Consider the following 25991-nt stretch of genomic DNA (forward strand, 5'->3'; position numbering starts at 1 on the left):
CCTGTTTTTTTTATCTCCTTACATAAAGAGACATCTGAAAAGTATTCATGAATTTCTACGCCTCTGTAAACACTAAGAAAAAGGAGGCAGATAGGATGAAGCGATTTTTTTGTACGGTTTTTTTATTAGGTATTGTCACTGGATGTGTTGAAGATAAACCAAGACCAGAAGGAAACTTAGAGGTTGTACCTCTTCAAGTGGTGAACCATTCATTTGAGGCAATGGAAGTGATAAATCAACAGCGTAAAATGAATATATCTGTTAAACATCATATAAGAGATCAAGATGTTTATGTAGAATGTTATATACCTTCATTTACCTTTAAAGAAAAAGGAGGAAAAAAGGTAGATGGTGAGGGTCATTTACAGTTATCTGTTGATGGCAAGGTTGTTGATCATATTCAAACGGCTGCTTTTGTTATAAAAGGATTAGAAAAAGGAACCCACACATTTGAAATAGAGGTTGTTCATAATGATTCTACTAGCTATGAACTAAAAAAATCATGGAATGCTACCATTCAATAAATAAAAGGATTATCATGTTAATATTTTAAATTTCTCATTTGACGATATTCATGATAGAATGATTATCGGAGGTGCATATACTCTATGTTTGCTACACTTGAGAGCACATTATTAGTAGATCAAGCTGAAGAACTTGCTAACTTGGTACTTCAATCAGAGACTGTTGAGGAGTATCGTCGTAGTTTCAATATATTAAAAAAAGATCAAGAAGCTCAACAACTAATTCAGGAATTTACTAAGATTAAGGACCTGTACGAAGATGTTCAACGTTTTGGTAAATATCATCCTGATTATCGTAAAATTACAAAAGATTTGCGTGATATTAAGCGTGAGGTAGATTTGAACGAAAGTATATCTAATTTTAAGAAGGCTGAGAATGAAGTACAATCTCTTCTTGATGAAATTAGTGTGCAAATCGGTCAAGCTGTTTCCATCCATGTTAAAGTTCCTACAGGTAACCCATTTTTTGAATCTAGTTGTGGCGGGGGATGCGGATCTGGTGGAAGTTGTGGGTGTAAGGTATCCTAAAACGAGTATTACTGCTCGTTTTCTTTTTTTGCTAAAATGTACAGATGATTAAAATAATACAGATTTAACTGACATTTTTTAAAAATTAGCTTATACGAGTTAATTTCATAATAATAACTCTTAAATCAAAAAACGAACATTTTTCTTCATCCGGAACTTGTTAATAAACAATACACGGATAAAAATACTAATAAAGGTGAAATTCATACGTTTTTTGGTAACAAATGATACATTATGAAATTGATTCATACAAATATTGTTTATAAAATGAAAATTTGCTAGACTTTTTATTGGAAATAATGATGTTACTAATGTTGTTTAGATAACCTGAGGGAGACAAGAGTATGTTTGAAAAGCGTCAAGGGATAGTTGTTTGGCTCCATACATTAAAACAATTAAAAATGCTTAGAAAATTTGGGAATGTTCATTATGTTTCAAAAAAATTAAAATACGTTGTCCTGTATTGTAATATGGATGTAACAGAGCAAACGATTCAAAAGCTCTCTTCCTACTCCTATGTTAAACATGTTGAGCCCTCTTACAAACCCTTTCTAAAGCTGGAATTTGAATCAAAAATTGATAAAGCAAAAGAATATGATTACAAAATTGGCTTGTAGTTATTAAACTGCATCCAAAAAAGGCTGACAATAGTGTCAGCCTTTTTCCATTTGTTGAAAGTAAGGTCGTAAGATCGTAGTGACCAGTTTTAAGGGTGAATGATATGCTATTGAAGAGGAGGGATAAGATGGTTTAGTCTTAAAATCCCAATCAGATATTGGTAGTAAAGATCAGTTTCATTAAACATACTTGATGGTTTAACATCAAACGAAATAATATTCTTCTGCAATGTTTTAGCCAATTCATTAAATAAATCATATCGTTTGTTTTCTAATTGGTTCGGATTAGGTATCCCTTCCCTACATATATATAAGGCTTGGAAATTCCCCGGATCAGTAGGCTTCATAATTACCACAACGGAAGTAACATCTTTGTCATTCAATTTTGTATGTAAAGCTAGTAAATGAGTTACTCGATGTTTATTAGCCATTGCTGTTTCAATTAACTCATAAATATCAGAATAACCCTCACCTAATTCAATAAAACGCTGTATCATAAAAACTTCCCCCTGAAAAAAATTTAACAATATTTCATTTAACCGATCCAACTATAACATGTAAATAGTAAAAAGAGAAGTTGGATAGTAGCTTATATGTTTTCTTGAAAAACATGGATTTTCAGCTAGTACTAATCCTAAATCCTTAGTCCAGTCTATAAATTCCTATTAAAAAAACCCTACAGAAATTAATCTGTAGGGTCCTTCAATACCTTTTATACTAAAGGCTGAAGGCAAAGGGAGAGGAGAAACCGGAGGAAGAACTTATGGGGAAACGTAAGTCTTCTCCGCGGTTGGCAACAACATCAACGAATCGATGTTGTTACTAATCATTATCACCAAATGGTTAATCAGTATACATCATTATGTAATTTTTTCTTAACTTTTTATCCAACTGCAATTCAAAAAGAGAGAACTTGAGGATAAGAGTATAGGAAACAATATTAATTGAAGAAAATATTACTAATAAGTTTAGATATTGTAACAAACTGAAGGCCTATGGTAGGATTAAGTGAAAACTTTAAAAAATCATGTTTTTATCTTTATTTATATCATGTAAAATTAAAAAGTAGTGGTGAACGTAATGAGAGTAGTATCTGGAAACTATAAAGGGAGACAGCTTAAAGCTGTACCTGGAACAACAACAAGACCAACAACTGATAAAGTTAAGGAAGCTATTTTTAATATGGTTGGTCCATATTTTGATGGGGGCTTAGCGTTAGATTTATTTGCCGGTAGTGGAGGGTTAGGAATTGAAGCACTTAGTCGGGGAATTGAACGCTGTATCTTTGTTGATCGTGAGCCAAAAGCGATACAAACAATACATAAAAATTTAGAGATTTGTCAAGCTACCGAATTTGAGGTATATCGTAATGATGCAGAAAGAGCATTAAAGGCTATAATAAAAAGGGAGTTACGTTTTCAATTAATCTTGTTAGATCCACCGTATAAGCAACAAAAATTGAAAGCGCTTTTAAAAATGATAAGTGAAAATGGTTTATTAGACAAAAACGGTTTTATTGTTACCGAGCATGGTTCTGACATAGTACTTACTGAAGAAGTTGAGGAACTTGTTCAAGTAAAACAAGAAACCTATGGTACGAGTTCAATTACAATTTATAGTAACAAGGAAGCAATTGGGGAGGATGAATAAATGGGTAGTATTGCAGTATGTCCAGGTAGTTTTGACCCTATTACTTATGGACATTTAGACATTATCAAAAGAGGAGCAAAAGTATTTGAAGAGGTATATGTTTGTGTCCTAAATAATGCTTCAAAACAACCATTGTTTACTGTGGATGAACGATGTGAGCTTATCCGGGAAGTGACCAAAGAAATGCCAAATGTCATTGTAGAATCATATCGTGGTCTTCTTATTGATTATGTTCGAGAAAAAAATGCACAAGCCATTTTACGTGGCTTACGTGCAGTTTCAGATTTTGAATATGAAATGCAAATTACTTCCATGAACAGAGTACTAGATGAGAATATTGAAACATTCTTCATGATGACAAACAACCAATATTCCTTCCTAAGTTCGAGTATTGTTAAAGAAGTTGCAAAATATAAAGGAGATATTTCTGAATTGGTACCAGAAGTTGTAGAAAAGGCACTTAAAACTAAATTTGTAAATGAATAAAAGGTGAAAAGGTGAGGGAGCTCCTCACCTTTTTTAGATATTTGAGTATTGTTTTATGATAACTTCGTGAAAACATTCCTTTTTCCATAAAGAATGATATATAGCAATAAAGATGCTAATGTAATGATGGGACCAGTATGGATAACTATTTCCCAATAGATTTTTGCCCATTCGGGTCCATTTGTCATTAAAATAACTGGTAAATCACTCGTATTGTGAGCTTGTAGATTCAAGTACAATGGCTTGAACAACAAGTAAGCAATGAACGAAGAATAAAAACCTTGCAGAATTCTAGCGATGAAAAAGGGCTTAAATCTAATATCAGTGTCAGCTAAAATACTTGCAACTTGGGCCTGTATTGATAATCCTCCAAAAGCTAAAATGAAGCTTGCAATCATTACTTTATCTAAAAGATTTGCATTGGTTTCGCTCACTAACTGATTGCCTAGAGTAATTTCAAAGATGCCGGTAATAAGAGGTACGCTTAAATCAGTAGCGATGTGGAAAAATGCTAAAAATCCAGAGAAAATAAGACCGATTATCTCCGTAACAGAAATGATGGCTAAAATTTTATTGAATACCGAGAAAAGGATAATAAATCCGCCAATCATTAGTAATGTTTGAATTGATGATATGACGGCATCTCCAAGCATTTTTCCTAATGGCCTGGTTTCACTCACTCTTGTAGCATGCAGCTCCTTAAGAGCAATTGAAAGAGGTGAAAAGAAGGACTTCTTTTTCTTCGGTTGAATGACTGAATCGGATCCTCCATAAAATCTCATTGTCAATCCAACACCTAAATTCCCTAAATAATGTGATGCAGCTAATAATATACCAAGTGAAGGATTGTCAAAAAAACCAACTGCAACGGCACCAAAAATAAATAAAGGGTTTGAAGAACTTGTAAATGATACAAGCCGCTCTGCCTGAACTGTGGTTAGTTGTTTTTCCTGCCTCATTCTTGCCGTAAGTTTTGCTCCAGCTGGATTACCTGAAGCCATCCCCATTGCCCATACAAAACCACCTACACCCGGAACTCGAAAAATTGGTCTCATCAGTGGCTCTAAAAGAACTCCAATAAATTTGACAACACCAAAACCAATAAGAAGTTCGGAAACAATAAAAAAAGGAAGAAGTGATGGAAAAACTACTTCCCACCAAATTGATAGTCCCCTTGTTGATGCATCAAGAGACTCCTTAGGATTAAGAATAATGGCAACTGTTAAGCCGCTAATAAAAATAGCTAAGATAATTGTTTTAAGTTTTGAAAGACTCAAAATGTGACGCCTCCTAAATTAAACACACATGTATGAAAATAAGGATCATACAGCTTTTCCAAACAATTGTACAATCCTTACTAATTCAATATACGTGAATAGGTGGACATTTTAGACCATAAGAATGTCATAGGAGCTTAAATAAACACTGGGGTACACTCCATAAGTATTTTCTCTAACAGAACCCTAATTATAGTCAGAGACCCTGGTGCAGTGAAGATCAAGGTTTAAATGTAGCAACTTGCTTAAATATAAATCAGTTGCGAAATATTACTAATAAGGTAATCATATATTTTATTCTATTCCAGTGAAAAAGGAGGAACTCTCCTTGAAAAAAGAACCCAAAATCGGACTAGCGCTTGGCTCAGGAGGTGCAAGAGGATTTGCTCATTTAGGAGTATTAAAGGTTTTAAAAGAAAATGGTATACCAATTGATTTAATAGCCGGTAGCAGTATGGGAGCGGTCGTTGGAACCTTGTATGCAGCAGGAACGAGTATAGAACGACTTTATCAGTTTGCATTAGCGTTTAAGAGGAAATATTATTTAGATTATACCGTACCTAAAATGGGGTTTATTTCAGGAAATCGTGTAAAAGAGCTTATTCGGTTATTTACACACCAAAAAGACTTTCATCAATTAAATATTCCTGTTGCAGTTGTTGCAACTGATTTATATGATGGGAAAAAGGTTATATTTAAAGAGGGGCCAGTTGCAGATGCTGTCCGTGCAAGTATTGCCATACCAGGAATTTTTGTACCTGAAAAGATAGATGGAAGGTTGTTAGTGGACGGTGGAGTTGTTGATCGGGTGCCCGTTTCGGTTGTAAAGGAAATGGGTGCTGATATCGTCATTGCTGTAGATGTGTCACATGTAAAAAGGAATGAAGACATTACATCAATTTTTGATGTTATTCTCCAAAGCTTAGATATTATGCAAGATGAACTAGTTCATCACAGGGAAATAGCATCTGATGTGATGATAAGGCCACATGTTGAACAGTATAGTTCAAGAGCTTTCACGAATATTAAAGAAATCATTGAGATTGGGGAAACAGAAGCTCAGAAACATGTAGATAAAATTCAAGATCTTATCGTAAAGTGGAAGGAGACAAATTTTTAATGAAGAATAAATCACTGCTTAGATCTAGTCTAATTGTTTTAATTATTATCCTTATCATATCCTTCATTAAACTTCCGTACTACATTACTCAGCCAGGTATGGCATCTGAATTGGAACCAATTATTAAGGTTGAAAATGGTGATGAAAATGAGAAAGGAAGTTTTTCTTTAACAACTGTCCGCTTCGGCAGGGCAAACCCTTTTACATATATATGGGCCAAGCTTCAAGACTACCATTATATCCATCCATTAGAAGATATTAAAAGAGAGGATGAAACAGATAAAGAGTACTTTAACAGACAATTACATATGATGGAGGTTTCACAAGAATCTGCCATAACAATTGCCTATCAAAAAGCAAACAAAAAGGTAGAGTATACATTTCATGGAATATATGTTGATGGAATAATTAAGGAAATGCCTGCAGGAAGTATATTAGAAGTTGGAGATCGCATATACAAGGTAGATAATAAAGAATTTCAAACAGCTGAAGAATTTATAGAATATGTTAGTCAGAAAAAAGAAGGAGAAGAAGTAACAATCACATTTGAACGTGAAGGGAAACAGGACCAAGCTACGCTGCCATTAACGTCATTCCCTAATGATCCCGATAAAGTAGGGATTGGAATATCGTTAGTGACAGATCGACAATTAGATGTAGACCCTGATATTGAATTGAAAACTGAGGAAATTGGTGGGCCTTCAGCTGGTCTAATGATGTCACTAGAAATTTATAATCAATTAACTAAAGGTGATTTGACCAAAGGTTACGAAATAGCTGGGACAGGAACAATTAGTTCGTCAGGGGAAGTAGGACCTATTGGTGGTATTTCGCAGAAAATTGTCGCAGCAGATCGACAAGGAATTGACGTATTCTTTGCTCCTAATGAAAAAGACAGCCCAACATCAAATTATAAAGAAGCCATTGAAACAGGTGAAAACATACAGACTAAGATGGAGATTATTCCGATAGACACTTTTGATGAAGCGGTAGAATATCTACTAAACTTAGAGGAGAAAGGATGAATTTTATCCTTTCTCTTTCTTTATTAAAAAATAATAACCCTCAAAACGGAAAGAGGTACAACTTAGGTATTGAGATTAAAGGAAGTTATTCTATGGCTTGTATTATCTCACTCTAATGGGTGGAGTGGAGAACTCTTCTTTTAATCGTTTCGTTCGAATTGGTTCATTATAAATCATTTGATAGGCATGTGCAGCTTTAATATCTAAATCCAGCAATGGATGGTCAAAGGAAGTAACTTTAGATAGTAGCGGCAGCATTAATTGTTTTTTTATATGACTTAAATAAGCCTGACCTTCTGAAGACATACCTAGAAGTCTAATATATGGTGACGTTTGGCCTTCATTCATACATTTCATTTGTTCTTTTGTTGTGTTAGTTAATAGATGAGTACATAGTCTTTGAAGTCTTGTCCATGTATAACGTTTTGTTTTTAACGATTCCATAAACTCTTGGAAACTTGAAGAACTTTGAATGAATCTTTTTATTCTATGCTCTAATCCTTCTTCAACTTCGTAGATTGAACCGATTTCCTCGGTTGTCATCGTCATAATCCGATATTTTAATAAATGAAAGTAAAGTTCCCAACGGTGTAAGTGATAATTCTTTTTATTTTCTTGCAGGAATTGTAAAGTGACTTCAGGTACATAACTTTGAATGGGATGATTTTCTGAAAACAATGCTTTACGAATACTAGTTGCACTTGCAATTGTAGGTGATCGAAACTGCTGATCATGATATCCTGCAGAGGTACGTTTTATTGTTAAAGGCTTTATTTTTGAATGCTGCTGAAGAATTGCGCGAACATAATAAAACCCTAAAATATTATTAGGTAATGAAAGATCTAATAATTCTTTATCACCGTTCAAATTTTTGTATGCCAGAGTTAATGCCTTCGGATAACTAACCCCAGTTTTTACATACTGTTGAATTAAGTCTTCATACTCTGCTTTGGATTGTTCTAGAAAATGATTTGTAGAAATAAAAGGATTGATATCTCCTAATTCACTGCCAAAGCATAAATAATCACAACCTAGAGCATCAAGAATAGATACAGCACCACTAGCAAATGTTTCAGCCTTTTGTGTTGCAAATGCGTAAGGTAATTCTACAACAAGATCAACACCACAATATAAGGCCATTTTTGTACGAGTCCATTTTGATACAATTGCTGGTTCGCCCCTTTGCAGGAAATGACCACTCATTACAGCAATTACAACAGAAGCATTTGACTTTTTAATCGATTCTCTCAAGTGATATAAATGACCATTATGAAATGGATTATATTCAACAACTAGACCTACTACACTCATGTAATCACCACTCTTTTTCATTCTACTATTTTCATATGGATAATTTTTATAATATTATAGGGTATAAAGAACAATCTATAAACCTTTGGAAGGAAATTAACATGTAAGTTAGGAGATAAATAATCATGATTTCAGAGTAAGCAATAAATTTAAGGTGAAAATATATAATAAACTATAGCTCTAAAAACGAAAAGTAAGCTTGATATTTCAACACAAATTTTAAATAGGGTATCGATATGATTAAAGATGGTTTTGTTTTGAAAATATAGGTTTATCATGTATACTTACACTGTAAAGAAAAAATATTGACAAATATAATTGCGAAGGCTATAATTACCTTTGTTGCCTTGAGGTGATACGATTTGAAATGGACAATTAGTCAACTACATCAATTACAAAGCAAGGGATTAAAATTTGATGAAGAAATTGATTTAAGCGAATGGGTCAAAAGTCAATCTGACATTCGTGATATTTCGCCAGTAAATGTTAAAGGAAGAGCCGATATAAGCTCCACTAAAGTAACATTCCATCTGTCAATTTCAGGTTCAATGGTTTTACCTTGTTCACGAACATTAGTGGATGTTCCGTATCCATTTTTAATTGATACAACGGAAACATTTTTATTAAAACCCGCAGACTATGAAACGTCAGAGGATTTCTACTTACCAGAGGGTGAAATCGTTGATTTAACTCCTATAATAAAAGAAATTCTTCTTGTAGAAATTCCGATGCAGGTATTCTGTGATGATGTAAGAAATGAAGAAGGAGCAGCTCCACAATCTGGTAAAGACTGGGAAGTTATTGCTGAGGAAGATCAGCAAAACAAGGTTGATCCACGATTGGCTGGACTAGCTAAATTCTTCGAAAATGAAGAAAGCTAATGATTTTTTGAATAGCTTAAAAAGCAAATGAGCTGATGCATATTGTATCGGTCTCACAAATGCGTAATGCTCTTTAAGGAGGTGGGAATAATGGCTGTACCTTTTAGAAGAACTTCTAAAACGAGAAAACGACTACGTCGTACACATTTTAAATTACAAGTACCTGGTATGGTAGAATGCCCAAACTGCGGTGAAAGCAAACTTGCTCACCGTGTATGTAAAGCATGTGGAACATACAAAGGAAAAGATGTTGTAAGCAAATAATAATTTGTTTCAACGAGGCGTAAGGACATTGTTCCTTACGCCTTTTATTTTTGTTTAGGAAATTATAACCCTCTTTAATTGAAGATAACGCTTCGACATCCAGCTCCAGTAATCTGATTTTTTGGCAAAAAAGTCAGATGCCTAACCTCTAAGGTCATAAGCCAATTTAGAATATCAGGCCAAAAAACGCCTTCTATTCTAATCGTCTTATTTCGGTCGGCTAGTTTTTCAATCATAAAAAAAATTTTTTGTTGTGTTGCATTTAAAAATTTTATCTAATAGATAATAAGAGACCTAAAGCAACAAAGAGTATTTTTCCTGAGTTTAAATTTTTAAATGGGAGGGTATGGAAGAATGAGTAAGTTAATTGTAAGTGAAATTGAGGATGGTTTGGTTGAATTACGTCTAAACCGACCGATTAAGCATAATGCTATAGATTACGAAATCATGGATGAAATAAAGAGAAATTTACAGTCACTTAAAACAAAAAAGAGCTTAAGAGCATTAATATTAACAGGAGAAGGAGATAAAGCGTTCTGCTCCGGTGGTGATGTTAAAGCATTTCAGCACCTTAAAACAAGGGATGAAGCATATTTTATGCTATCTAAAATGGGTGATGTTCTTTATGAACTCATGACTTTTCCTTTACCTACATTCGCTATAATAAACGGTATTGCTTTAGGTGGAGGGTGTGAAATTGCAACTGCATGTGATATTCGAATTGCGAGAAAAGGTGCCACTCTTGGCTTTATACAAGGTCAATTATCTATTACTACAGGTTGGGGTGGTGCAACACTGTTATATGAAAAGCTTTCATACGAGCATGCGATTTCCTTTTTATATTCAGCAAAAAAAATATCATCTAACGATGCGGAACATATGGGGTTTGTACAAAAGACTGTTTCTGATGAAAATTATAAAGAACAAAGCTATTCATTTATTAAAGAATCGCTAGTTAAAGACCCAAATGTTTTGAGAGCTTATAAAGCAGTGAAGGTTAGTCAATGGGAGCAATCGAATTTATATTCACGTATGATGTCAGAGATTAATCGTTGTGCAGAGCTCTGGTCTTCTGAGGAGCATCATCATGCAGTATCTGCCTTTCTTACAAGAAAAGGGAAGAGCTAATAAAGCTCATAATCATTACATACAATTTCTACCATTTCCTTCTGTATGATGGTCTATTTAATTGTGTGATTCATTCCTTATTAAGCATCTTCATTCCCGTCCTATTATCACCTTTTTCTAATGTAATAGAGTGTATTTAGTCTATCTACTCTACTAGCTGCATATGTATAGAAAAAAAGTGACTATTGGAGGGAATTTAAATGACAACTACGCGTCAAGATGCATGGACACATGATGAAGATTTATTATTAGCAGAAGTGGTATTAAGGCATATTCGAGAAGGTGCAACACAGCTGGCTGCGTTTGAGGAAGTAGGTCGTAAATTATCTCGTACAGCGGCAGCTTGTGGATTTAGATGGAACTCTCATGTTCGTAAACAGTATAAAACTGGAATCGAGGTTGCAAAAAAACAAAGAAAAGAGTTGCGAACTCTTAATTCACAGGAAAAAGTAGAGGAGCAAAAGGAAGTTAATGTAAAAGAGACTGCTTTAGAGGTGGAACATACAGAATCAACACAACCCACTCAGTTATCTGAACCAACTCAATCAAACCAACCTAGTACTAATTCGAAAAATGCTATTAAGGATCTTATTTCGTTCCTTCAGCAATATGAAGATGCCCCTTCTATAAAGGAGGTTCAAGAAGAGAATCTCCAATTAAGAAATAAAATTCAAGAATTACAAAATGAAGTTGAAAAGCTAAAAGATGAAAAGCAGTCTTTAACTAATCATTTGCAGGTTGTCGAAGAAGATTACCGCGCGTTAATTGAAATAATGGATCGAGCAAGAAAAATGGTTATTTTACAAGAGGATGAAAGAAGTAGGAAAGTTAAATTTCAGATGGATAAAAATGGTAATCTAGAAAGAGTGGAAAAGTAAAAAGGTTCATCTTATTATAAAAATGAAAACAGCTCATGAAGGATCATTTTCCTTTCATGAGCTGTTTTTTTGAGTTAGCATTAAAAAGTTTATTCTTGAATAGTAACGCCACTTGGATACCAAACTAAAGGGTTTTCCCCTTTATCCCGATCCATATCGTATTTTACAGGCTCAAATTGCATTTTTGACCAAAAATCACTGGATTTCACTCTAGGGTTTGTTTTGATTGGTAGGTTAAATGATTTTGCGTATTCCACTAACGCTCTACCATAACCCTTTCCTTGATAATTTGGTAATACTTCGAGTTTCCAAAGTTCTAAATAATCCTGTTTAGGTTCAAAATATTGATCAAATTTCATGTCAACACGGTATAAGCTCATTCTTGCCACCAGCTTGTCACCGTAATAAATCCCATAAAACGGTGAATCACTGTCATTTTCAATAATATTTGATTGAAGATCTTCTAACATTGAAAGTTCTTGAATACCATATTCTCTGAATTTTTTAAATTCTTCCAGGGTTTTGTAATTAACTAATAATTTCTCAACTTTTAACATACCTTTTCCCCCTTGGTGCAAATTCTACAATAATAAAATTACATTCACATGATAAAAAGACTAGTTCAGAGTGTTTGTTGTTTGATTATTTATAAATCCTATAATCTTCAAAGCAGCATTATTTTGACAACAAATCTTTTAATGTAAGTCTTTATAAGATATTGTTATTATACCATGATGAGTGTGAATAGTGGTATGATTTAGTTAACGCTTACACAAAATTAGCTAGAATTGTCAATTAGGCAAAATTCTAGTAAAAATACTGTTGGTTTTGTTATGATATTGATTAAGAAGAACGATTTGTTAAGTATATATTGGCTTTAAGGGGCCTTATTTCAGAAGGTGAAGTTTATGGAAATTGGAATTATTGGTTCTGGATCATTAGGGTTACTTTATTCATTTTACCTTTCAGAAACCAATAAAGTTACTTTATATACCAGACGGGAAGAACAAGCAAATAAAATAAATAAACATGGTATTACTTTGGTTCAAGGAAATACAGAAATAACGAAGAAAGTGGAAGCATCATATGAGAAGAATTATAAAGAGCCAGTATTAATAATCACTGTTAAACAATACAGTCTCAACTCCATTATCGATACTTTAACAGGGCTTTCTCCACGAACCATTATATTTCTTCAAAATGGCATGGGGCATTTACGTTTTCTGAATCACTTGTCACATCATAATCTTATATTGGGTGTATCTGAGCATGGAGCATTAAAAGTGAGTGATTCTGTTGTACATCATACAGGAAGTGGAATAACAAAAATTTCAATGTATAAAGATTGTGAAATGGATGTAATGAACCAATTAATAAGAAATCAATCAGAAGTTTTTCCTTTTATACATAAATCTGATTGGGAAACAATGCTGAAAGAGAAATTAATTGTCAATGCTACCATTAACCCTCTAACAGCACTTTTTAGAGTCAAAAACGGAGAGCTTTTAACAAACCCTTATTTTCATAAACTTTTTTATGAACTTTTTGAAGAAGTGGCCGATCTACTTAAAATAGAGAATAAAGAATTATCTTGGAAACAAGTGCAAACTATATGTGAAAATACTTCGGAAAATCAATCTTCTATGTTTAAGGATATTTACAATGGTAGACAAACCGAAATTGATTCAATTCTCGGATATATGATAGAGCATTCTAATGAAAAATCCTGTCCTCGCATTTCATTTCTGAATCAAGCAATAAAAGGGATTGAGAGAGGAAAGGAGGGCGTATGAGCGGTTTCTTTACTTGGATTGTCTCAGTGGCGATTACGTTACCGATATTGAGTTTGTTATTCATTTATTTTCTTGTTCGAATTTTTGTTAGAGGAAAGAAAACAATTTTGTGGACTGTTGATTTATCAACAGCAGTTTTCATAGTATCCGTGCACTTTCATTTGTTAACCATATTTGAGCAATCATTTCTTCTTTATATTATATTACTACTTACTTTTTTAGCACTGGTTGTCTATTACTTTGAATATAAAAGTTCGAGGGAGCCTTCTATGTATGTGGCTATTAAAAAAATGTGGAGACTTTCATTTTTCCTTTTTTTCATAAGCTATGTAGGTCTTACCATTGGTGGTATTTTAACAGGAGTTTTTAAAAGTGCATTCCTATTATAGTTTTTAATTTTAAGCTATGTTAAACAATAATGTTGATTTTTAATATAAACGAGGGGACTTCAGTATTAAGGAGTTCCCTTGTTAGTTCAATAATTTCTTTACATCGTTTGAAATGTAGTTTTTTAAGAATACCAGTTCATCTTTCTCAAAACTATAAGTATCTTTATCATTTGAATAACATTTAACCACTTTTTCAACGGTGTTTTTTATCTCTTTGGGAAGTGTAGATAACCCCCAGTTACCAGCTTCTTGCTTTGAAGAAATAACACCTTCTTTTAGGTACCAATAAACTCTAATCAAATTTAGCGTACAGTAAATTGGGTCTTCTTCGATATTTTCTAAACAATCCGTGAAATCACCCATTATTGATGATAGATAATCTGAGGATGGAACTAAAGGAAAAACTTCATCAATAGATTTACCATATACACAAACCCCTCTTTTATTAGTGATGGTAATATGAGCTGCTAAATCTGCATCGGTATTAACATCACCATTCAAAAATTTGTCTGTTCCACTTAATAAATCATTTGCATATCGTTCTCTCCAAAATTCACTATAATGAAAATCAAATGGGCAAGGATGCTGCCAGACCTTTAATTGTTCAGTATTCAGGAAACTAATTTCAACAGGAAATGGGGAACTAGAATGCATTAATAAGAGCTTTGCTAATTTCCTTTTAGTTTCAACTGTCATCGACTTGTTTGTAACGACCAATACATCAATATCACTACTGTTCGGATTAAATCCTCCCATTGCTAAGGAACCGTGGATATAGATACCAATTAAATCATCTTTGATTATTTCTGAAATCCCTTTTTGCAGGTTGAAAATAAAATCATTTGTATCGAATGAACTTGATTTCAAATTATAAACCATCTATTACTACCCCTTTTTTTCCTATCTCACCTTCGGTACATCGTTTGATTTTCATAATGAAAATTGTGATAAACGCAATTTATCATAGGTGACATCAATTGAAAACAGGCTACTTTCAACAATCATCTTACTAACAGTTGTGTCGTCATTTCGATGTTTGATTTGGTCGAGAAATTGAAACCAACTCAAATAATGGTCGAGGTATTTTGTAGCCACACCATTAAATCGATTTAACCAGCCTTTTAAACGACTGTGATAACTATTTACATTTTGAATATGATAAACACCACGGACCCGTTCCTTACCATCTGATTTAAATCTATAATGTTCAAGTCCTTTTTCTTTTGCGTAGGTCATAAATGCCCGCCAAGCATCAGTACAAAGAACATTGGAAGAGGAAAGTTTAGACCCAATAGCTTCTTCCAAACGAGTTTTTATAATCCGACCCTGACCAACTACTTTCGAGTATGTTACCTTCTGACGGTCTCTTGCAACAAGAACACAGACTTGTTCTTTGCTGATACCCCGTTGAGAAGACGAACCTCCACGTTTTCGAGCTTTTCGTCCTTCCACTTTACGTTTCCCTTTTTCCGAGTAGAGAAAATAAGTCTCGTCCATTTCCACAATACCTTCGAATTGGTCAAAATCCATCTTTTTAATGGCTGAAAGGAGCTTATGCCTCCAATAAAATAAAGTTACATAATGAACTTCTAAAAGCTCTGACGATTTACGCAGTGAATAGCCTTCTATCATACACTGAACGAACTCCAACCATTTGTGAGGAAGATGAGTACGATGAAGAGGCGTATTCGTCACATCAGTAAAAGTCTTTCCACAATCTTTGCAGCGGTATCGTTGTCGTTCCAATGTACGGCTACCCATTTTCACATTATACTTACCGAAACGAACGGAGTTATTGGAATGGCAATGAGAACAAGTAAATCCATCTTTATGCTTCCGCTCTGAAACCTCTTTAAAAACAGGTTCACTTGCGGAATAGGAAGCCAAAGATTTAGTAAAGAACTCTTTTAGTCGGTATTGGTCTCCCGTACTCAACTTTCTAATTTCTTCGATAATGTCCTTCAATGCCATCCTTGCCAACTCCATATCGTTTAATTTTACAAATTCATTATAGAACAAGGGTTCGTTATAATCAAATATCAACAGAGTTATTTAACATAGCTTAATTTTAAAAAGAACTAGAATTCAAGCAAAGGTTTTTTGTTTCATTACCATAAGTGCTATACTCACCTTGTTACATCGTACAATCGGACATAAATGACAACATATGACTTTAATCAAGAAAGGAAGTTTATATATGGAGATAGTTGAACTCTCCCTGCGCTCTTCAAATCAATTTATTAATGACTTAACTGAGAAAAAGTTGCATGTTGAATCTTTTTTTGATTATAACGTTCATTCATCTTCTCTTTTTAGAGAAAGAGCTGAAGATTTAAGGGAACGTACTTATCAACGCGAAGAGCTTGCAACTTACTTGAAAAACTATACCAACCGATGTTTAAACAGTGATGAAAAAATATTAGAAAACATAGAACGATTGAAAAATCCTGATAGCCTTGTAGTTATTGGAGGGCAACAGGCAGGTTTATTAACTGGTCCTCTATATACAATACATAAAATTATTTCAATCATTGTACTTGCTGAGAAAGAAGAAAAGGAATTAGGTGTTCCTGTTATTCCTGTTTTTTGGATTGCTGGTGAGGACCATGATTTTGTGGAAATCAATCATGTTTTTATAGAGAAAAATCAAATAGCAAGAAAGCTTGCAATAAAGGATTCACCTGTAAAAAAACAACCTGTGTCACAACTTGAGCTTAACAAACAAAAAACATTTGATTGGATTGACCAAGTTTTTGAGGCTTTTGGAGAAACAGATTATTCCAATCAATTGATTTCTACCTTAAAGCAATTTGCTGAAGAGTCTTCAACATATGTTGAATTCTTTGAAAAAGTAATCATGGATCTTTTTAAGGATAAAGGGCTTGTTCTGATTAATTCAGGAGATCATGAGCTAAGAAAGCTGGAAAAATCATATTTCAAATCAATTTTAGAACAAAATGAGAGAATTTACGACGCAGTAAAAGAACAACAACAAAAAATGCAATCATTAGATTATCATCCTATTATAGAAATGACAGATAACAGTGCTAACCTTTTCTACCATCATGACGGGGAGCGTTTCCTTCTAGAGAGAATTAGTCATAATGAGTATGAAGTAAGTGAAATTGGATTTACTATTACCAGAGCGGAACTTTTTGATTTGATTGAAACGAATCCTGAAAAATTCAGTAACAATGTTGTGACAAGGCCGTTAATGCAGGAATATTTATTTCCTACATTAGCCTTTATTGCAGGTCCGGGTGAAGTAACATATTGGTCTGAATTAAAAGGTGTTTTTTCATTATTTGATATAAAAATGCCACCAGTTCTTCCAAGGCTGCAAATGACTATTTTAGAAAGAGCTATAGACAGAAACATAAAGGAAACGGGTGTGGAATTAGAGGCAGTGCTGCAAGAAGGAGTAATGTCTTCAATGAACAACTTTCTCAAGGAAATGTCTCCAGTTGATATGGCACCCTTAATTGAGGAAGCTAAAAAAGAAATTTCCGAGATTCATACTAAGTTGGTTGACGCTGCATTGTTAATTGATCAAAGCTTAGAGCCGATGCTAAAAAAGAATGGTCATTTTATTAAGGAACACCTTGATTTTATTTATAAAACTGTTGAAAATCGGAAGAAACAACAGCATGATTCTCAATTGTCAAAGTTTAAATCAATTGAACAATCATTACTTCCAAATTTACATCCACAAGAGAGAGTTTGGAATGTTTATTACTATTTAAACAAGTTTGGACCAAATTTTGTAGGAGAATTGCTAAACTTGTCATATTCCTTTAATGGAACACATAAAATTGTCAAAATATAAATAAAAGTTTTTTGAAAATCCTGTGAATACAGGGTTTTTTTTTTATGAAAACAAATGTAGAATAAAGATGTGGAGATAAGTGGGGGGAAGTGGTGAGTTAAGGGGAGAAAGTGGGGACAACGAACATGTTTATGGGAGAATACCATCACACCATTGATATAAAAGGCAGAATGATTGTCCCATCAAAATTTAGAGATGGACTAGGAGAAACATTCGTTTTAACACGTGGCCTGGACCAGTGTTTGTTCGGTTATCCAATGAGTGAGTGGAAAATAATTGAAGATAAGCTAAAGAATCTCCCATTAACTAAAAAAGATGCTCGTGCATTTACCCGTTTTTTCTTTTCAGGTGCGACTGAATGTGAGCTTGATAAACAAGGTCGTGTAAATATCGCAACACCACTTTTGCAGTATGCAAAACTAGAAAAAGAATGCGTTGTGATCGGCGTTTCAAATCGGATTGAGCTGTGGAGTAAGTCCATTTGGGAAACTTATGTTGCTGAGCAAGAAGATTCTTTTGAAGAAATTGCGGAAAATATGATTGATTTTGATATATAATCTTCTCTTTAGCAAAGAATGAGTAGAAAAATGGACAAGCTAAGAATAGTCCAAGATTTTAGGGGGAGATTATTTACTTCCTTCTAACTGAAACAGATTTGAAGAGGTGGTACAACATATGTTTAAACATACAACAGTGTTACTAAAGGAAACAGTAGATGGCTTAAATATTAAGGAAGATGGTATTTACGTTGATTGCACACTAGGAGGTGCAGGTCATAGTAGCTATCTGCTTTCACAGTTATCAGAACAAGGGCATCTAATCGCCTTTGATCAGGATGATACAGCGTTAGAAAACGCGAAAGAAAAGCTTGCTAATTATAAAGGTAAGGTAACCTTAATCAAAAGTAATTTTCGTTACCTATCTGAAAAACTTGCTGAAATAGGAATTGACAAAGTAGATGGTATTCTATTTGATTTAGGGGTTTCATCCCCACAGCTAGATACGCCTGAACGAGGATTTAGTTATCATCATGATGCACCGTTAGATATGAGAATGGACCAGCAATCAGATATTTCAGCATACGAAGTGGTAAACACGTGGACTTACGAACAACTAGTGAAAATTTTCTTTCGATATGGTGAGGAGAAATTCTCTAAACAAATTGCGAGAAAGATTGAAAGTCACAGAGAAACTCAGCCAATTCGAACTACCGGTGAGCTAGTTGAAATTATTAAAGAGGCAATTCCGGCACCTGCACGCAGAAAAGGTGGACACCCAGCCAAAAGAATTTTCCAGGCGATAAGAATTGCTGTAAATGATGAATTAAAAGTATTTGAAGAGGCAATTGAACAATCAATTGAATTGTTAAAGCCTGAAGGAAGAGTGAGTGTTATCACATTCCACTCTTTGGAAGACCGTATATGTAAATCAGCCTTTAAAGAAGCGGCAACACCACCTGAATTACCTAGGAATATGCCATATATCCCAGAAGGGTATGAGCCTAAAATAAAAATTATTACTAGAAAACCTATTCTTCCATCAGAACAAGAACTGGAAGAAAACAATAGAGCACGATCAGCTAAGCTAAGAATTGCTGAAAAGCTCTAAAAAGAAAAAGATTATTTTAAAGGAGGTTATTAAAATGAGTAATTTAGCCATGAAACTAGAACAACAACGTCAGGAGCAGCTAAATCAATCCCCTAAACAAGAACCTGTTATTAGAACAAGAAGAGCTTCAATAACCCCAGGTGAGAAATTCCTCATTTTATTATTTGTTTCTCTCTTTGTATTAGGAGCTATTACAATTGTTGCGAACTCCTATAATGTGTATCAAGCTAATATGGAGATTCAAAAAACTGAAGCTAAAATCCAAGAACAAACGAAATTAAACAGTGACCTTCATGTTCAAGTAGAAGAGTTAAGTACATATGATCGTATTTGGGAAAAAGCTAAGGAATTAGGGTTAACATTAGATCAAAATAATGTAAAAAGTGTGCAAAATTAATAAAGAATCAAATAAAGGGACTAAGCCGTGTAAGTTTCATGTGGGCTTAGTCCTTCAATTATTCTATCCATTTACGGGTAAAGGTGATATCATACAACATAGGAGGTTTTCTATGAAATTAACGCATAAAAATATAAACATGAATAGAGGCGCTGCATTATTAGCGTTGATTTTTGGTTTGCTATTTTTAGTTATTTTTGTTCGTTTCTTTTATATTCAATCAACTGGAACTGCACATGGTCAAGCACTTGCAGCAAGAGCTGAAGAACTCTATGAGAGTCAAAGAACTATAGAAGCATCAAGAGGGTCAATATTAGATCGTAAGGGTGAGGTTATTGCTGAAGACAAGTCTTCTTATAAACTCGTTGCAATTCTTGACGATCAAATAACAACAGATCCTGACAATCCAGAGCATGTTGTTGATGTAGAAGAAACGGCACAAAAGTTAGCACCTTTATTAAATATGGAAGAAAATGAAATAGAAGAGGTTTTATCTAAGGATTTATACCAAGTTGAATTTGGATCTGCAGGTAGAGACATTAGCCATACTTTAAAAGAACAAATAACAAAATTGGAGCTTCCTGGTATTACGTTCATTCGTGATACACAACGATTTTATCCAAATGGAATCTTTGCCTCTCATTTAATCGGTTATGCGCAAAAGCAAGAAGACACAGGTGAGACGATCGGAATGATGGGCCTTGAAAAAACATTAGAGAAATACCTTCATGAAGAAGATGGCTACATAAAATTTGAAAAAGATCGTTACAATTGGAAATTACCAACAAGTGACGATGAAATAGTAGCTCCGAAAAATGGTCAAGATGTGTATTTAACCATTGATCAGAAAATACAAACCTTTTTAGAAGACTCTATGAATCAAGTAGTTGAAGAGTATTCACCTGAGAAGATCGTTGCTGTTGTAGCTGATCCGAAGACCGGAAAAATACTAGCTATGGCTCAGCGACCGAGTTTCGACCCAAATAAAAGGAACATTACGTCTTATTACAATGATGTTATCTCTTATCCTTTTGAACCTGGTTCAACGATGAAAATCTTCACTTTAGCAGCAGCAATTGAAGAAGGAGTCTATAATGGAAATGCAACGTTCCAATCAGGTTCGTATGCAGTAGGACCATCTGTTGTACGTGACCATAAAAGAGGTGGTTGGGGAACAATCAGCTTTAATGAAGGTGTACAAAGGTCATCAAATGTTGGTTTTTCAATTCTTGCTAAAGATATGCTTGGAACTGATCGAATGTATCAATATCTAAACAAATTCGGATTTACGAAAAAGACAAATATTGATTTGCCAAACGAAGCTGAAAGTAAAATAAATTATAACTATGAGATCGATAAGGTATCAACTGCATTTGGACAAGCATCTGCCTTTACTCCGATTCAGCTCGTACAAGCAGCAACAGCGATTGCGAACAATGGTAAAATGATGAAACCTTATGTTATTGATAAAATAGTAGATAAAGATTCTAATGAAGTTGTAAAGGAAAATAGTTCAAAGGTAGTTTCTCAACCAATTACTGAAAAAACTGCAAAAGCAACACTGGATATTTTAGAAACTGTTGTAAGTTCAGAAAATGGTACTGGAAAACCTTATAGCATTGAAGGGTATCAGGTTGCTGGTAAAACGGGTACTGCACAAATGCCAAACCCAAATGGAAGAGGTTATTTATCAGGAAATGACAACCATATTTTTTCGTTTTTAGGAATGGCACCAAAAGATAATCCAGAGCTTATTGTATATGTAGCTGTTCAGAAACCTAAGCTTGAAGGACAAGCAGGTTCTGTTCCAGTTTCAATGATTTTTAATACTGTGATGAAAAACAGCCTTCAATATTTACAAATTGAACCTACAGAAGAAATTGAAACTGAAACACAAGTGAAACCCTCAAGTGAAGACACGTTACTTCCTGATTTAGTAGATACAAAGTTTGCAGAAGCTAACAATCAATTGAAAAAATTAGGTTTAACTCCAATTATTCTTGGAAATGGACAAAAAGTTACTGCTCAATATCCTGAAGGTGATACTTCAATAATGTTAAATGAAAAAGTCTTTCTAAAGTTATCTGAAGAAGTTAAAATGCCAGATTTAACAGGTTGGTCTAAACGGGATGTCATGAAACTAGGAAATATAATGAATATTTCTGTGAATGCAGAAGGATCTGGTTTCGTCATAAAACAGAGTATTAAAAAAGGTAGCCTATTAAAGAAAGGCGATGTTTTGACGATATCACTTGGGACAGAAAATGGTGAAAAACAGCCTGAAGAAAGCAATGAACAAGAATAAAATGAATTTAGGATTGATCTCAGCTAAAAAGAGATCAATCTTTTTTTATTCGAATTTATATTCGGTTGTACTTAGTGCAACAATAATTATTTTACATGTTCTTATACATGATTAATGATTGAAAAGTTTCTTTGATTTATCCTTGTGAGTTGTCAGATTAGAATGTATGGATAACAGTTCTAACTCCTCCTGTACAAGCATATATATTTGAACGAGCCTAGACAAGGAGGAGTAAAATATATGCGGGTATCTAATGTGACCGTTAGAAAGCGTCTTGTTTTAACATTGCTTTTCGGTTTTTTAATTTTCTTAGTGATTGATATACGTCTAGGGTATGTTCAATTTTTTCTTGGTAATACACTCACTTCGGGAGCCAAAGATTTATGGAGCAGAAACATTCCATTTGAGCCTGAACGTGGGGAAATTTTAGATCGAAATGGAGTAAAGCTAGCAACGAATATGAGTGCTCCAACGATTTATGTTGTACCAAGACAAATTGAAGATCCTGCTATGGCTGCAAAAGAATTAGCTGCAGTTTTAAATATGTCAGAAGAAAAAGCCTATCAACATATTACAAAAAGAGTTTCTATCGAAAGAATCAATCCTGAGGGGAGAAAAATTTCTCATGAAAAAGCAAATGAAGTGAGAGATTTAAATATAAAGGGAGTTTACATAGCTGAAGATTCGATCAGGTATTATCCTTATGGAAGTTATCTATCACATGTTCTTGGTTTTGCAGGAATTGATAATCAGGGATTATTAGGCTTAGAAGCATATTACGATGAGCAATTAAAGGGAGAAAAAGGGTATGTTAAGTTTTATTCAGATGCAAAAGGGCAAAGGATGCCAGATGAAGCGGATGACTATACAGCTCCTGTTGATGGAAATAATCTAAAACTAACAATTGATTCGAGAGTTCAAACAATTATTGAAAGAGAACTAGATAATGCTCAGGCCACTTATAACCCTGATGGGATTATTGCCATTGCTATGAACCCAAACAATGGTGAAATATTAGCGATGTCAAGCAGGCCTGATTTTGATCCAGCTAATTTTAAGGAAGTAGATCCGATGGTCTACAATCGGAACTTACCTGTTTGGAGTACTTATGAACCTGGTTCTACATTCAAGATTATTACTCTAGCTGCAGCACTGGAAGAAAAGAAAGTGAACCTAGAAAAAGATGAATTTAATGATTCAGGTTCGGTAGAGGTTGATGGAGCAAGATTACGATGTTGGAAAAGAGGGGGACATGGTCATCAAACATTTCTTGAAGTTGTCCAAAACTCTTGTAACCCTGGTTTTGTAGAGCTTGGTCAAAGACTTGGGGAAGAAACGCTGTTTAAATATATAAAAGATTTTGGATTTGGTCAAAAAACAGGAATTGATCTTCAAGGTGAAGGAACTGGTATTATGTTTAAACCAGAACAAGTAGGACCTGTGGAACTTGCAACCACCGCATTTGGTCAAGGTGTTTCTGTTACACCGATACAGCAAGTTGCTGCTGTTTCTGCAGCTATAAACGGAGGTGTTCTGTATACCCCATATATAGCGAAGGAATGGGTAGATCCAGTTACTGGTGAAGTAATCAGTCGAAATACACCTAATGCAAAAAAACGTGTTATTTCTGAAGAAACTTCAAAAGAAATTCGTTATGCTCTTGAAAGTGTTGTTGCATTAGGAAGTGGGAGAAATGCTTTTGTTGATGGCTATCGAGTTGGTGGAAAAACAGGTACAGCACAAAAAGTAAAAGATGGGCGATATATGGAAAATAACCATATTGTTTCCTTTGTTGGATTTGCACCTGCTGATGACCCTCAAATTGTTGTTTATGTTGCAGTCGACAATCCTAAGGGAACGGTCCAATTTGGTGGAACGGTTGCTGCACCTATAGTAGGAAACATTATGCGTGATGTATTACCTGAGATAGGTGTAAAGCCGAGAGACGGCCAAATTGAGAAAGAATATAATTGGCTGGACACAAAACTAGTAGAAGTACCGAACATTATAGGGTTAACGAAACAAGAATTAACTCAACAATTCGTTAACTTGAAGATTGATGTATCGGGCGAAGGAGATGTTGTTGTGCAACAATCCCCAAATGAAGGTGTAAAAGTTAAAGAAGGATCCACCTTAAGAGTATACCTAGGTGATGAACATAGTGAAAAGAAAGAAAGTGAATAACCAGAGGGAGCATGCTATTGCAAAAATTGCATTGGCACGCTTTCTTTCTGTTGGTATAATAACATTTATGTTTTTCGTAAAATTGAAAGGAATGATGGCTCTTTTCTTTTAAGTAAGATAAAATAGTACGGAGAAATATTTTACCATTTATATTTTGACTGGTGGTTTATTTCTTTTATTGTAAAAGGAAAACCCTGTAATGAAAGTAGGAATAAAAATGAAATTAAATGATTTACTAACATTTTTACATGATGACTCACTTCTATCTTTAAAGAACCCTACCATCTCATCTTTAGAAATGGATTCTAGAGAAGTTAAGCCCGGTAGTTTATTTATATGTATAAAGGGTTACACGGTTGACGGTCATGATTTTGCACGAAAGGCTGTTGAGCAGGGTGCAGTAGCTATACTCGCAGAAAGAAACTTAGACTTAGATGTTCCTGTTATTGTTGTAAAAGATACTAAAAGATCAATGGCTGTATTAGCGGATATTTTTTATGGACAGCCAACTCATTCCATGCACCTGATAGGTGTTACTGGAACTAATGGAAAAACAACAACAACACATATTATTGAGAAAATATTCAATGAAGCAAAAAAGCAAACAGGTCTTATTGGGACAATGTACATAAAAATTGGTGATGAACAAAAAGAAGTTAAAAACACAACTCCTGAAAGTCTGACATTGCAAAAGACATTTGCCGAAATGAAGGAACAAAATGTTTCACACGCTATTATGGAGGTATCATCACATGCCCTTCATCTTGGAAGAATCCATGGATGTGATTTCAATGTTGCTGTGTTTACGAACTTAACACAGGATCATTTAGACTACCATAAAACAATGGAAGCATATAAGTATGCTAAAGGACTATTGTTTGCTCAACTAGGTAATAAGTTTGATCATAATGATCTAAAGATTGCTGTTTTAAATGAAGATGAAGAGGCATCTGAAGAATTTAAACGGATGACATCTGCAAAAACTTTAACCTATGGTATCGATCGTCCTGCTGATATTAAAGCAAATAACATAAAAATGACATCTAAAGGTACAAAGTTTCAACTCGTAACACCTGTTGGTACACGCAATGTTACAATTCAAATGGTTGGAAAGTTCAGTGTGTATAACGTGTTAGCTGCTGTTTCTGCTTCACTTGCTTCATCTGTTGATTTAGATACGATTGTTACAGCTATTGAATCGATGGAGGGGGTACGAGGACGTTTTGAATTAGTTGATGGTGGGCAGGATTATACCGTTATTGTTGATTACGCACATACACCTGATAGCCTAGAAAATGTTCTTAAGACTGTTAAACAGTTTGCAGAGGGGCGCATCTTTTGTATTGTAGGATGTGGGGGAGACAGGGATAAAACAAAAAGACCTTTAATGGCTAAAATCGCGGTAACATATAGTGATGAACCCGTTTTTACATCTGATAACCCAAGAAGTGAAGATCCGCAAGATATTCTTCAGGAAATGGAAGAAGGTGTAGTGGGTTACCAGTTCACATCTATTATTAGCAGAGAAGAGGCTATTTCCTATGCTGTTAAAAAAGCTCAAAAAGGTGATGTAATACTAATTGCAGGTAAAGGCCACGAAACATATCAGATAATAGGTAATAAAGTTTTTGATTTTGATGATAAGGAAATCGCATTAAATGCAATAAATACATTAAATTTGTAGTGAATGACCAAGACCTTTCATAAGAATAGGTACAAAGGAAGAAAGAGAAGTTGATAAGATGAAGAAAAACAGTTTAGAAGAACATATTCAGAAAAATACCTCATATGATAATCTCG

The 25991-nt window shown here is 34.2% G+C and carries 26 protein-coding genes; 20 read left to right on the top strand and 6 right to left on the bottom strand.

Going from position 1 to position 25991, the window contains the following annotated elements; translation table 11 throughout:
- The first annotated feature begins 95 nt into the window (after positions 1-95).
- The 3 genes from LPC09_RS09020 to LPC09_RS09030 all read left to right on the top strand — a co-directional run bounded on the left by LPC09_RS09020 (position 96) and on the right by LPC09_RS09030 (position 1669).
- Positions 96-524, top strand: a complete 429-nt coding sequence (locus tag LPC09_RS09020) for a hypothetical protein (protein WP_098799419.1) — start codon at positions 96-98, stop codon at positions 522-524.
- A gap of 84 nt (positions 525-608) precedes the next feature.
- Positions 609-1052: a YlbF/YmcA family competence regulator gene (locus LPC09_RS09025; protein ID WP_098799420.1), complete on the top strand. Its 444-nt coding sequence runs from the start codon at positions 609-611 to the stop codon at positions 1050-1052.
- A gap of 344 nt (positions 1053-1396) precedes the next feature.
- A complete protein-coding gene (locus LPC09_RS09030; protein ID WP_231309450.1) occupies positions 1397-1669 on the top strand; it encodes a YlbG family protein in 273 nt (90 codons plus the stop codon).
- Positions 1670-1776: 107 nt separating this feature from the next.
- Here LPC09_RS09030 and LPC09_RS09035 read toward each other — a convergent pair whose 3' ends face one another.
- Positions 1777-2166, bottom strand: coding sequence for a DUF7147 family protein (locus LPC09_RS09035; protein ID WP_098799422.1), 390 nt, complete (start codon positions 2164-2166; stop codon positions 1777-1779).
- A gap of 583 nt (positions 2167-2749) precedes the next feature.
- Here LPC09_RS09035 and rsmD point away from each other — a divergent pair.
- Positions 2750-3319, top strand: coding sequence for a 16S rRNA (guanine(966)-N(2))-methyltransferase RsmD (gene rsmD / locus LPC09_RS09040; protein WP_098799423.1), 570 nt, complete (start codon positions 2750-2752; stop codon positions 3317-3319).
- A complete protein-coding gene (gene coaD / locus LPC09_RS09045; RefSeq protein ID WP_098799424.1) occupies positions 3320-3805 on the top strand; it encodes a pantetheine-phosphate adenylyltransferase in 486 nt (161 codons plus the stop codon).
- Between the two features lie 53 nt (positions 3806-3858).
- On the opposite strand, the gene ylbJ is transcribed toward coaD, so the two are convergent.
- Positions 3859-5082 carry a sporulation integral membrane protein YlbJ gene (gene ylbJ / locus LPC09_RS09050; RefSeq protein ID WP_098799425.1) on the bottom strand — a complete coding sequence of 408 codons (1224 nt, stop codon included), beginning with the start codon at positions 5080-5082 and terminating at the stop codon, positions 3859-3861.
- Between the two features lie 328 nt (positions 5083-5410).
- Between ylbJ and LPC09_RS09055 the strand changes: the two genes are divergently transcribed.
- Together LPC09_RS09055 and LPC09_RS09060 are read left to right on the top strand one after the other, a co-directional pair.
- On the top strand, positions 5411-6202 hold the full coding sequence (locus LPC09_RS09055; protein ID WP_098799426.1) for a patatin-like phospholipase family protein: 792 nt from the start codon (positions 5411-5413) through the stop codon (positions 6200-6202).
- Complete coding sequence (locus tag LPC09_RS09060) at positions 6202-7227, top strand: SepM family pheromone-processing serine protease (protein ID WP_098799427.1); 1026 nt, start codon at positions 6202-6204, stop codon at positions 7225-7227. The genes LPC09_RS09055 and LPC09_RS09060 overlap by 1 nt, the downstream gene beginning before the upstream one ends.
- A 102-nt stretch (positions 7228-7329) precedes the next feature.
- Here LPC09_RS09060 and LPC09_RS09065 read toward each other — a convergent pair whose 3' ends face one another.
- Positions 7330-8538 (bottom strand): nucleotidyltransferase, encoded by a 1209-nt coding sequence (locus LPC09_RS09065; RefSeq protein ID WP_098799428.1) that lies wholly within the window; start codon positions 8536-8538, stop codon positions 7330-7332.
- Between the two features lie 362 nt (positions 8539-8900).
- Between LPC09_RS09065 and LPC09_RS09070 the strand changes: the two genes are divergently transcribed.
- The 4 genes from LPC09_RS09070 (at position 8901) to LPC09_RS09085 (ending at position 11689) form a co-directional block, all read left to right on the top strand.
- Complete coding sequence (locus LPC09_RS09070) at positions 8901-9419, top strand: YceD family protein (protein WP_098799429.1); 519 nt, start codon at positions 8901-8903, stop codon at positions 9417-9419.
- 90 nt (positions 9420-9509) lie between these two features.
- Positions 9510-9683 (top strand): 50S ribosomal protein L32, encoded by a 174-nt coding sequence (gene rpmF, locus LPC09_RS09075; RefSeq protein WP_026560479.1) that lies wholly within the window; start codon positions 9510-9512, stop codon positions 9681-9683.
- Between the two features lie 354 nt (positions 9684-10037).
- On the top strand, positions 10038-10811 hold the full coding sequence (locus tag LPC09_RS09080; RefSeq protein WP_098799430.1) for an enoyl-CoA hydratase/isomerase family protein: 774 nt from the start codon (positions 10038-10040) through the stop codon (positions 10809-10811).
- Positions 10812-11011: 200 nt separating this feature from the next.
- On the top strand, positions 11012-11689 hold the full coding sequence (locus tag LPC09_RS09085) for an RsfA family transcriptional regulator (protein WP_098799431.1): 678 nt from the start codon (positions 11012-11014) through the stop codon (positions 11687-11689).
- 89 nt (positions 11690-11778) lie between these two features.
- Here LPC09_RS09085 and LPC09_RS09090 read toward each other — a convergent pair whose 3' ends face one another.
- Entirely contained in the window at positions 11779-12246 is a 468-nt protein-coding gene (locus LPC09_RS09090) for an N-acetyltransferase (protein WP_098799432.1), read from the bottom strand.
- 351 nt (positions 12247-12597) lie between these two features.
- Between LPC09_RS09090 and LPC09_RS09095 the strand changes: the two genes are divergently transcribed.
- Both LPC09_RS09095 and LPC09_RS09100 read left to right on the top strand, forming a co-directional pair.
- Entirely contained in the window at positions 12598-13482 is an 885-nt protein-coding gene (locus LPC09_RS09095) for a 2-dehydropantoate 2-reductase (protein ID WP_231309451.1), read from the top strand.
- Positions 13479-13871, top strand: coding sequence for a DUF3397 domain-containing protein (locus tag LPC09_RS09100; protein WP_098799434.1), 393 nt, complete (start codon positions 13479-13481; stop codon positions 13869-13871). The genes LPC09_RS09095 and LPC09_RS09100 overlap by 4 nt, the downstream gene beginning before the upstream one ends.
- An 81-nt stretch (positions 13872-13952) precedes the next feature.
- Here LPC09_RS09100 and LPC09_RS09105 read toward each other — a convergent pair whose 3' ends face one another.
- Together LPC09_RS09105 and LPC09_RS09110 are read right to left on the bottom strand one after the other, a co-directional pair.
- Positions 13953-14750 carry an aminoglycoside adenylyltransferase domain-containing protein gene (locus tag LPC09_RS09105; RefSeq protein ID WP_098794756.1) on the bottom strand — a complete coding sequence of 266 codons (798 nt, stop codon included), beginning with the start codon at positions 14748-14750 and terminating at the stop codon, positions 13953-13955.
- A 51-nt stretch (positions 14751-14801) separates the two neighbouring features.
- Positions 14802-15842 (bottom strand): IS1595 family transposase, encoded by a 1041-nt coding sequence (locus tag LPC09_RS09110; RefSeq protein WP_098794757.1) that lies wholly within the window; start codon positions 15840-15842, stop codon positions 14802-14804.
- A 226-nt stretch (positions 15843-16068) separates the two neighbouring features.
- On the opposite strand from LPC09_RS09110, the gene bshC reads away from it, so the two are divergent.
- The 7 genes from bshC to LPC09_RS09145 all read left to right on the top strand — a co-directional run bounded on the left by bshC (position 16069) and on the right by LPC09_RS09145 (position 25875).
- Entirely contained in the window at positions 16069-17697 is a 1629-nt protein-coding gene (bshC, locus tag LPC09_RS09115) for a bacillithiol biosynthesis cysteine-adding enzyme BshC (RefSeq protein ID WP_176551243.1), read from the top strand.
- A 125-nt stretch (positions 17698-17822) separates the two neighbouring features.
- The gene (mraZ, locus tag LPC09_RS09120) at positions 17823-18254 is read left to right on the top strand and encodes a division/cell wall cluster transcriptional repressor MraZ (protein ID WP_098799612.1); all 432 of its coding nucleotides are present in this window, start codon (positions 17823-17825) and stop codon (positions 18252-18254) included.
- 118 nt (positions 18255-18372) lie between these two features.
- Entirely contained in the window at positions 18373-19305 is a 933-nt protein-coding gene (gene rsmH / locus LPC09_RS09125; RefSeq protein ID WP_098799611.1) for a 16S rRNA (cytosine(1402)-N(4))-methyltransferase RsmH, read from the top strand.
- Positions 19306-19339: 34 nt separating this feature from the next.
- A complete protein-coding gene (ftsL, locus tag LPC09_RS09130; protein ID WP_098799610.1) occupies positions 19340-19702 on the top strand; it encodes a cell division protein FtsL in 363 nt (120 codons plus the stop codon).
- 112 nt (positions 19703-19814) lie between these two features.
- Positions 19815-22007 (top strand): penicillin-binding protein, encoded by a 2193-nt coding sequence (locus tag LPC09_RS09135; RefSeq protein WP_098797961.1) that lies wholly within the window; start codon positions 19815-19817, stop codon positions 22005-22007.
- Between the two features lie 240 nt (positions 22008-22247).
- Positions 22248-24191 (top strand): stage V sporulation protein D, encoded by a 1944-nt coding sequence (locus LPC09_RS09140; protein ID WP_098797960.1) that lies wholly within the window; start codon positions 22248-22250, stop codon positions 24189-24191.
- A 217-nt stretch (positions 24192-24408) separates the two neighbouring features.
- Positions 24409-25875: a UDP-N-acetylmuramoyl-L-alanyl-D-glutamate--2,6-diaminopimelate ligase gene (locus tag LPC09_RS09145; RefSeq protein WP_098797964.1), complete on the top strand. Its 1467-nt coding sequence runs from the start codon at positions 24409-24411 to the stop codon at positions 25873-25875.
- Positions 25876-25991 lie beyond the last annotated feature (116 nt).

The organism is Metabacillus sp. B2-18 (genome assembly GCF_021117275.1).
Lineage (GTDB): Bacteria > Bacillota > Bacilli > Bacillales > Bacillaceae > Metabacillus.

Coding starts and splice junctions, on each gene's coding strand:
- LPC09_RS09020 (WP_098799419.1), top strand. CDS start 96: ATGAAGCGATTTTTTTGTACGGTTTTTTTATTAGGTATTGTCACTGGA.
- LPC09_RS09025 (WP_098799420.1), top strand. CDS start 609: ATGTTTGCTACACTTGAGAGCACATTATTAGTAGATCAAGCTGAAGAA.
- LPC09_RS09030 (WP_231309450.1), top strand. CDS start 1,397: ATGTTTGAAAAGCGTCAAGGGATAGTTGTTTGGCTCCATACATTAAAA.
- LPC09_RS09035 (WP_098799422.1), bottom strand. CDS start 2,166: ATGATACAGCGTTTTATTGAATTAGGTGAGGGTTATTCTGATATTTAT.
- rsmD (WP_098799423.1), top strand. CDS start 2,750: ATGAGAGTAGTATCTGGAAACTATAAAGGGAGACAGCTTAAAGCTGTA.
- coaD (WP_098799424.1), top strand. CDS start 3,320: ATGGGTAGTATTGCAGTATGTCCAGGTAGTTTTGACCCTATTACTTAT.
- LPC09_RS09060 (WP_098799427.1), top strand. CDS start 6,202: ATGAAGAATAAATCACTGCTTAGATCTAGTCTAATTGTTTTAATTATT.
- LPC09_RS09065 (WP_098799428.1), bottom strand. CDS start 8,538: ATGAGTGTAGTAGGTCTAGTTGTTGAATATAATCCATTTCATAATGGT.
- rpmF (WP_026560479.1), top strand. CDS start 9,510: ATGGCTGTACCTTTTAGAAGAACTTCTAAAACGAGAAAACGACTACGT.
- LPC09_RS09080 (WP_098799430.1), top strand. CDS start 10,038: ATGAGTAAGTTAATTGTAAGTGAAATTGAGGATGGTTTGGTTGAATTA.
- LPC09_RS09085 (WP_098799431.1), top strand. CDS start 11,012: ATGACAACTACGCGTCAAGATGCATGGACACATGATGAAGATTTATTA.
- LPC09_RS09090 (WP_098799432.1), bottom strand. CDS start 12,246: ATGTTAAAAGTTGAGAAATTATTAGTTAATTACAAAACCCTGGAAGAA.
- LPC09_RS09095 (WP_231309451.1), top strand. CDS start 12,598: ATGGAAATTGGAATTATTGGTTCTGGATCATTAGGGTTACTTTATTCA.
- LPC09_RS09100 (WP_098799434.1), top strand. CDS start 13,479: ATGAGCGGTTTCTTTACTTGGATTGTCTCAGTGGCGATTACGTTACCG.
- LPC09_RS09105 (WP_098794756.1), bottom strand. CDS start 14,750: ATGGTTTATAATTTGAAATCAAGTTCATTCGATACAAATGATTTTATT.
- LPC09_RS09110 (WP_098794757.1), bottom strand. CDS start 15,842: ATGGCATTGAAGGACATTATCGAAGAAATTAGAAAGTTGAGTACGGGA.
- bshC (WP_176551243.1), top strand. CDS start 16,069: ATGGAGATAGTTGAACTCTCCCTGCGCTCTTCAAATCAATTTATTAAT.
- mraZ (WP_098799612.1), top strand. CDS start 17,823: ATGTTTATGGGAGAATACCATCACACCATTGATATAAAAGGCAGAATG.
- rsmH (WP_098799611.1), top strand. CDS start 18,373: ATGTTTAAACATACAACAGTGTTACTAAAGGAAACAGTAGATGGCTTA.
- ftsL (WP_098799610.1), top strand. CDS start 19,340: ATGAGTAATTTAGCCATGAAACTAGAACAACAACGTCAGGAGCAGCTA.
- LPC09_RS09135 (WP_098797961.1), top strand. CDS start 19,815: ATGAAATTAACGCATAAAAATATAAACATGAATAGAGGCGCTGCATTA.
- LPC09_RS09140 (WP_098797960.1), top strand. CDS start 22,248: ATGCGGGTATCTAATGTGACCGTTAGAAAGCGTCTTGTTTTAACATTG.
- LPC09_RS09145 (WP_098797964.1), top strand. CDS start 24,409: ATGAAATTAAATGATTTACTAACATTTTTACATGATGACTCACTTCTA.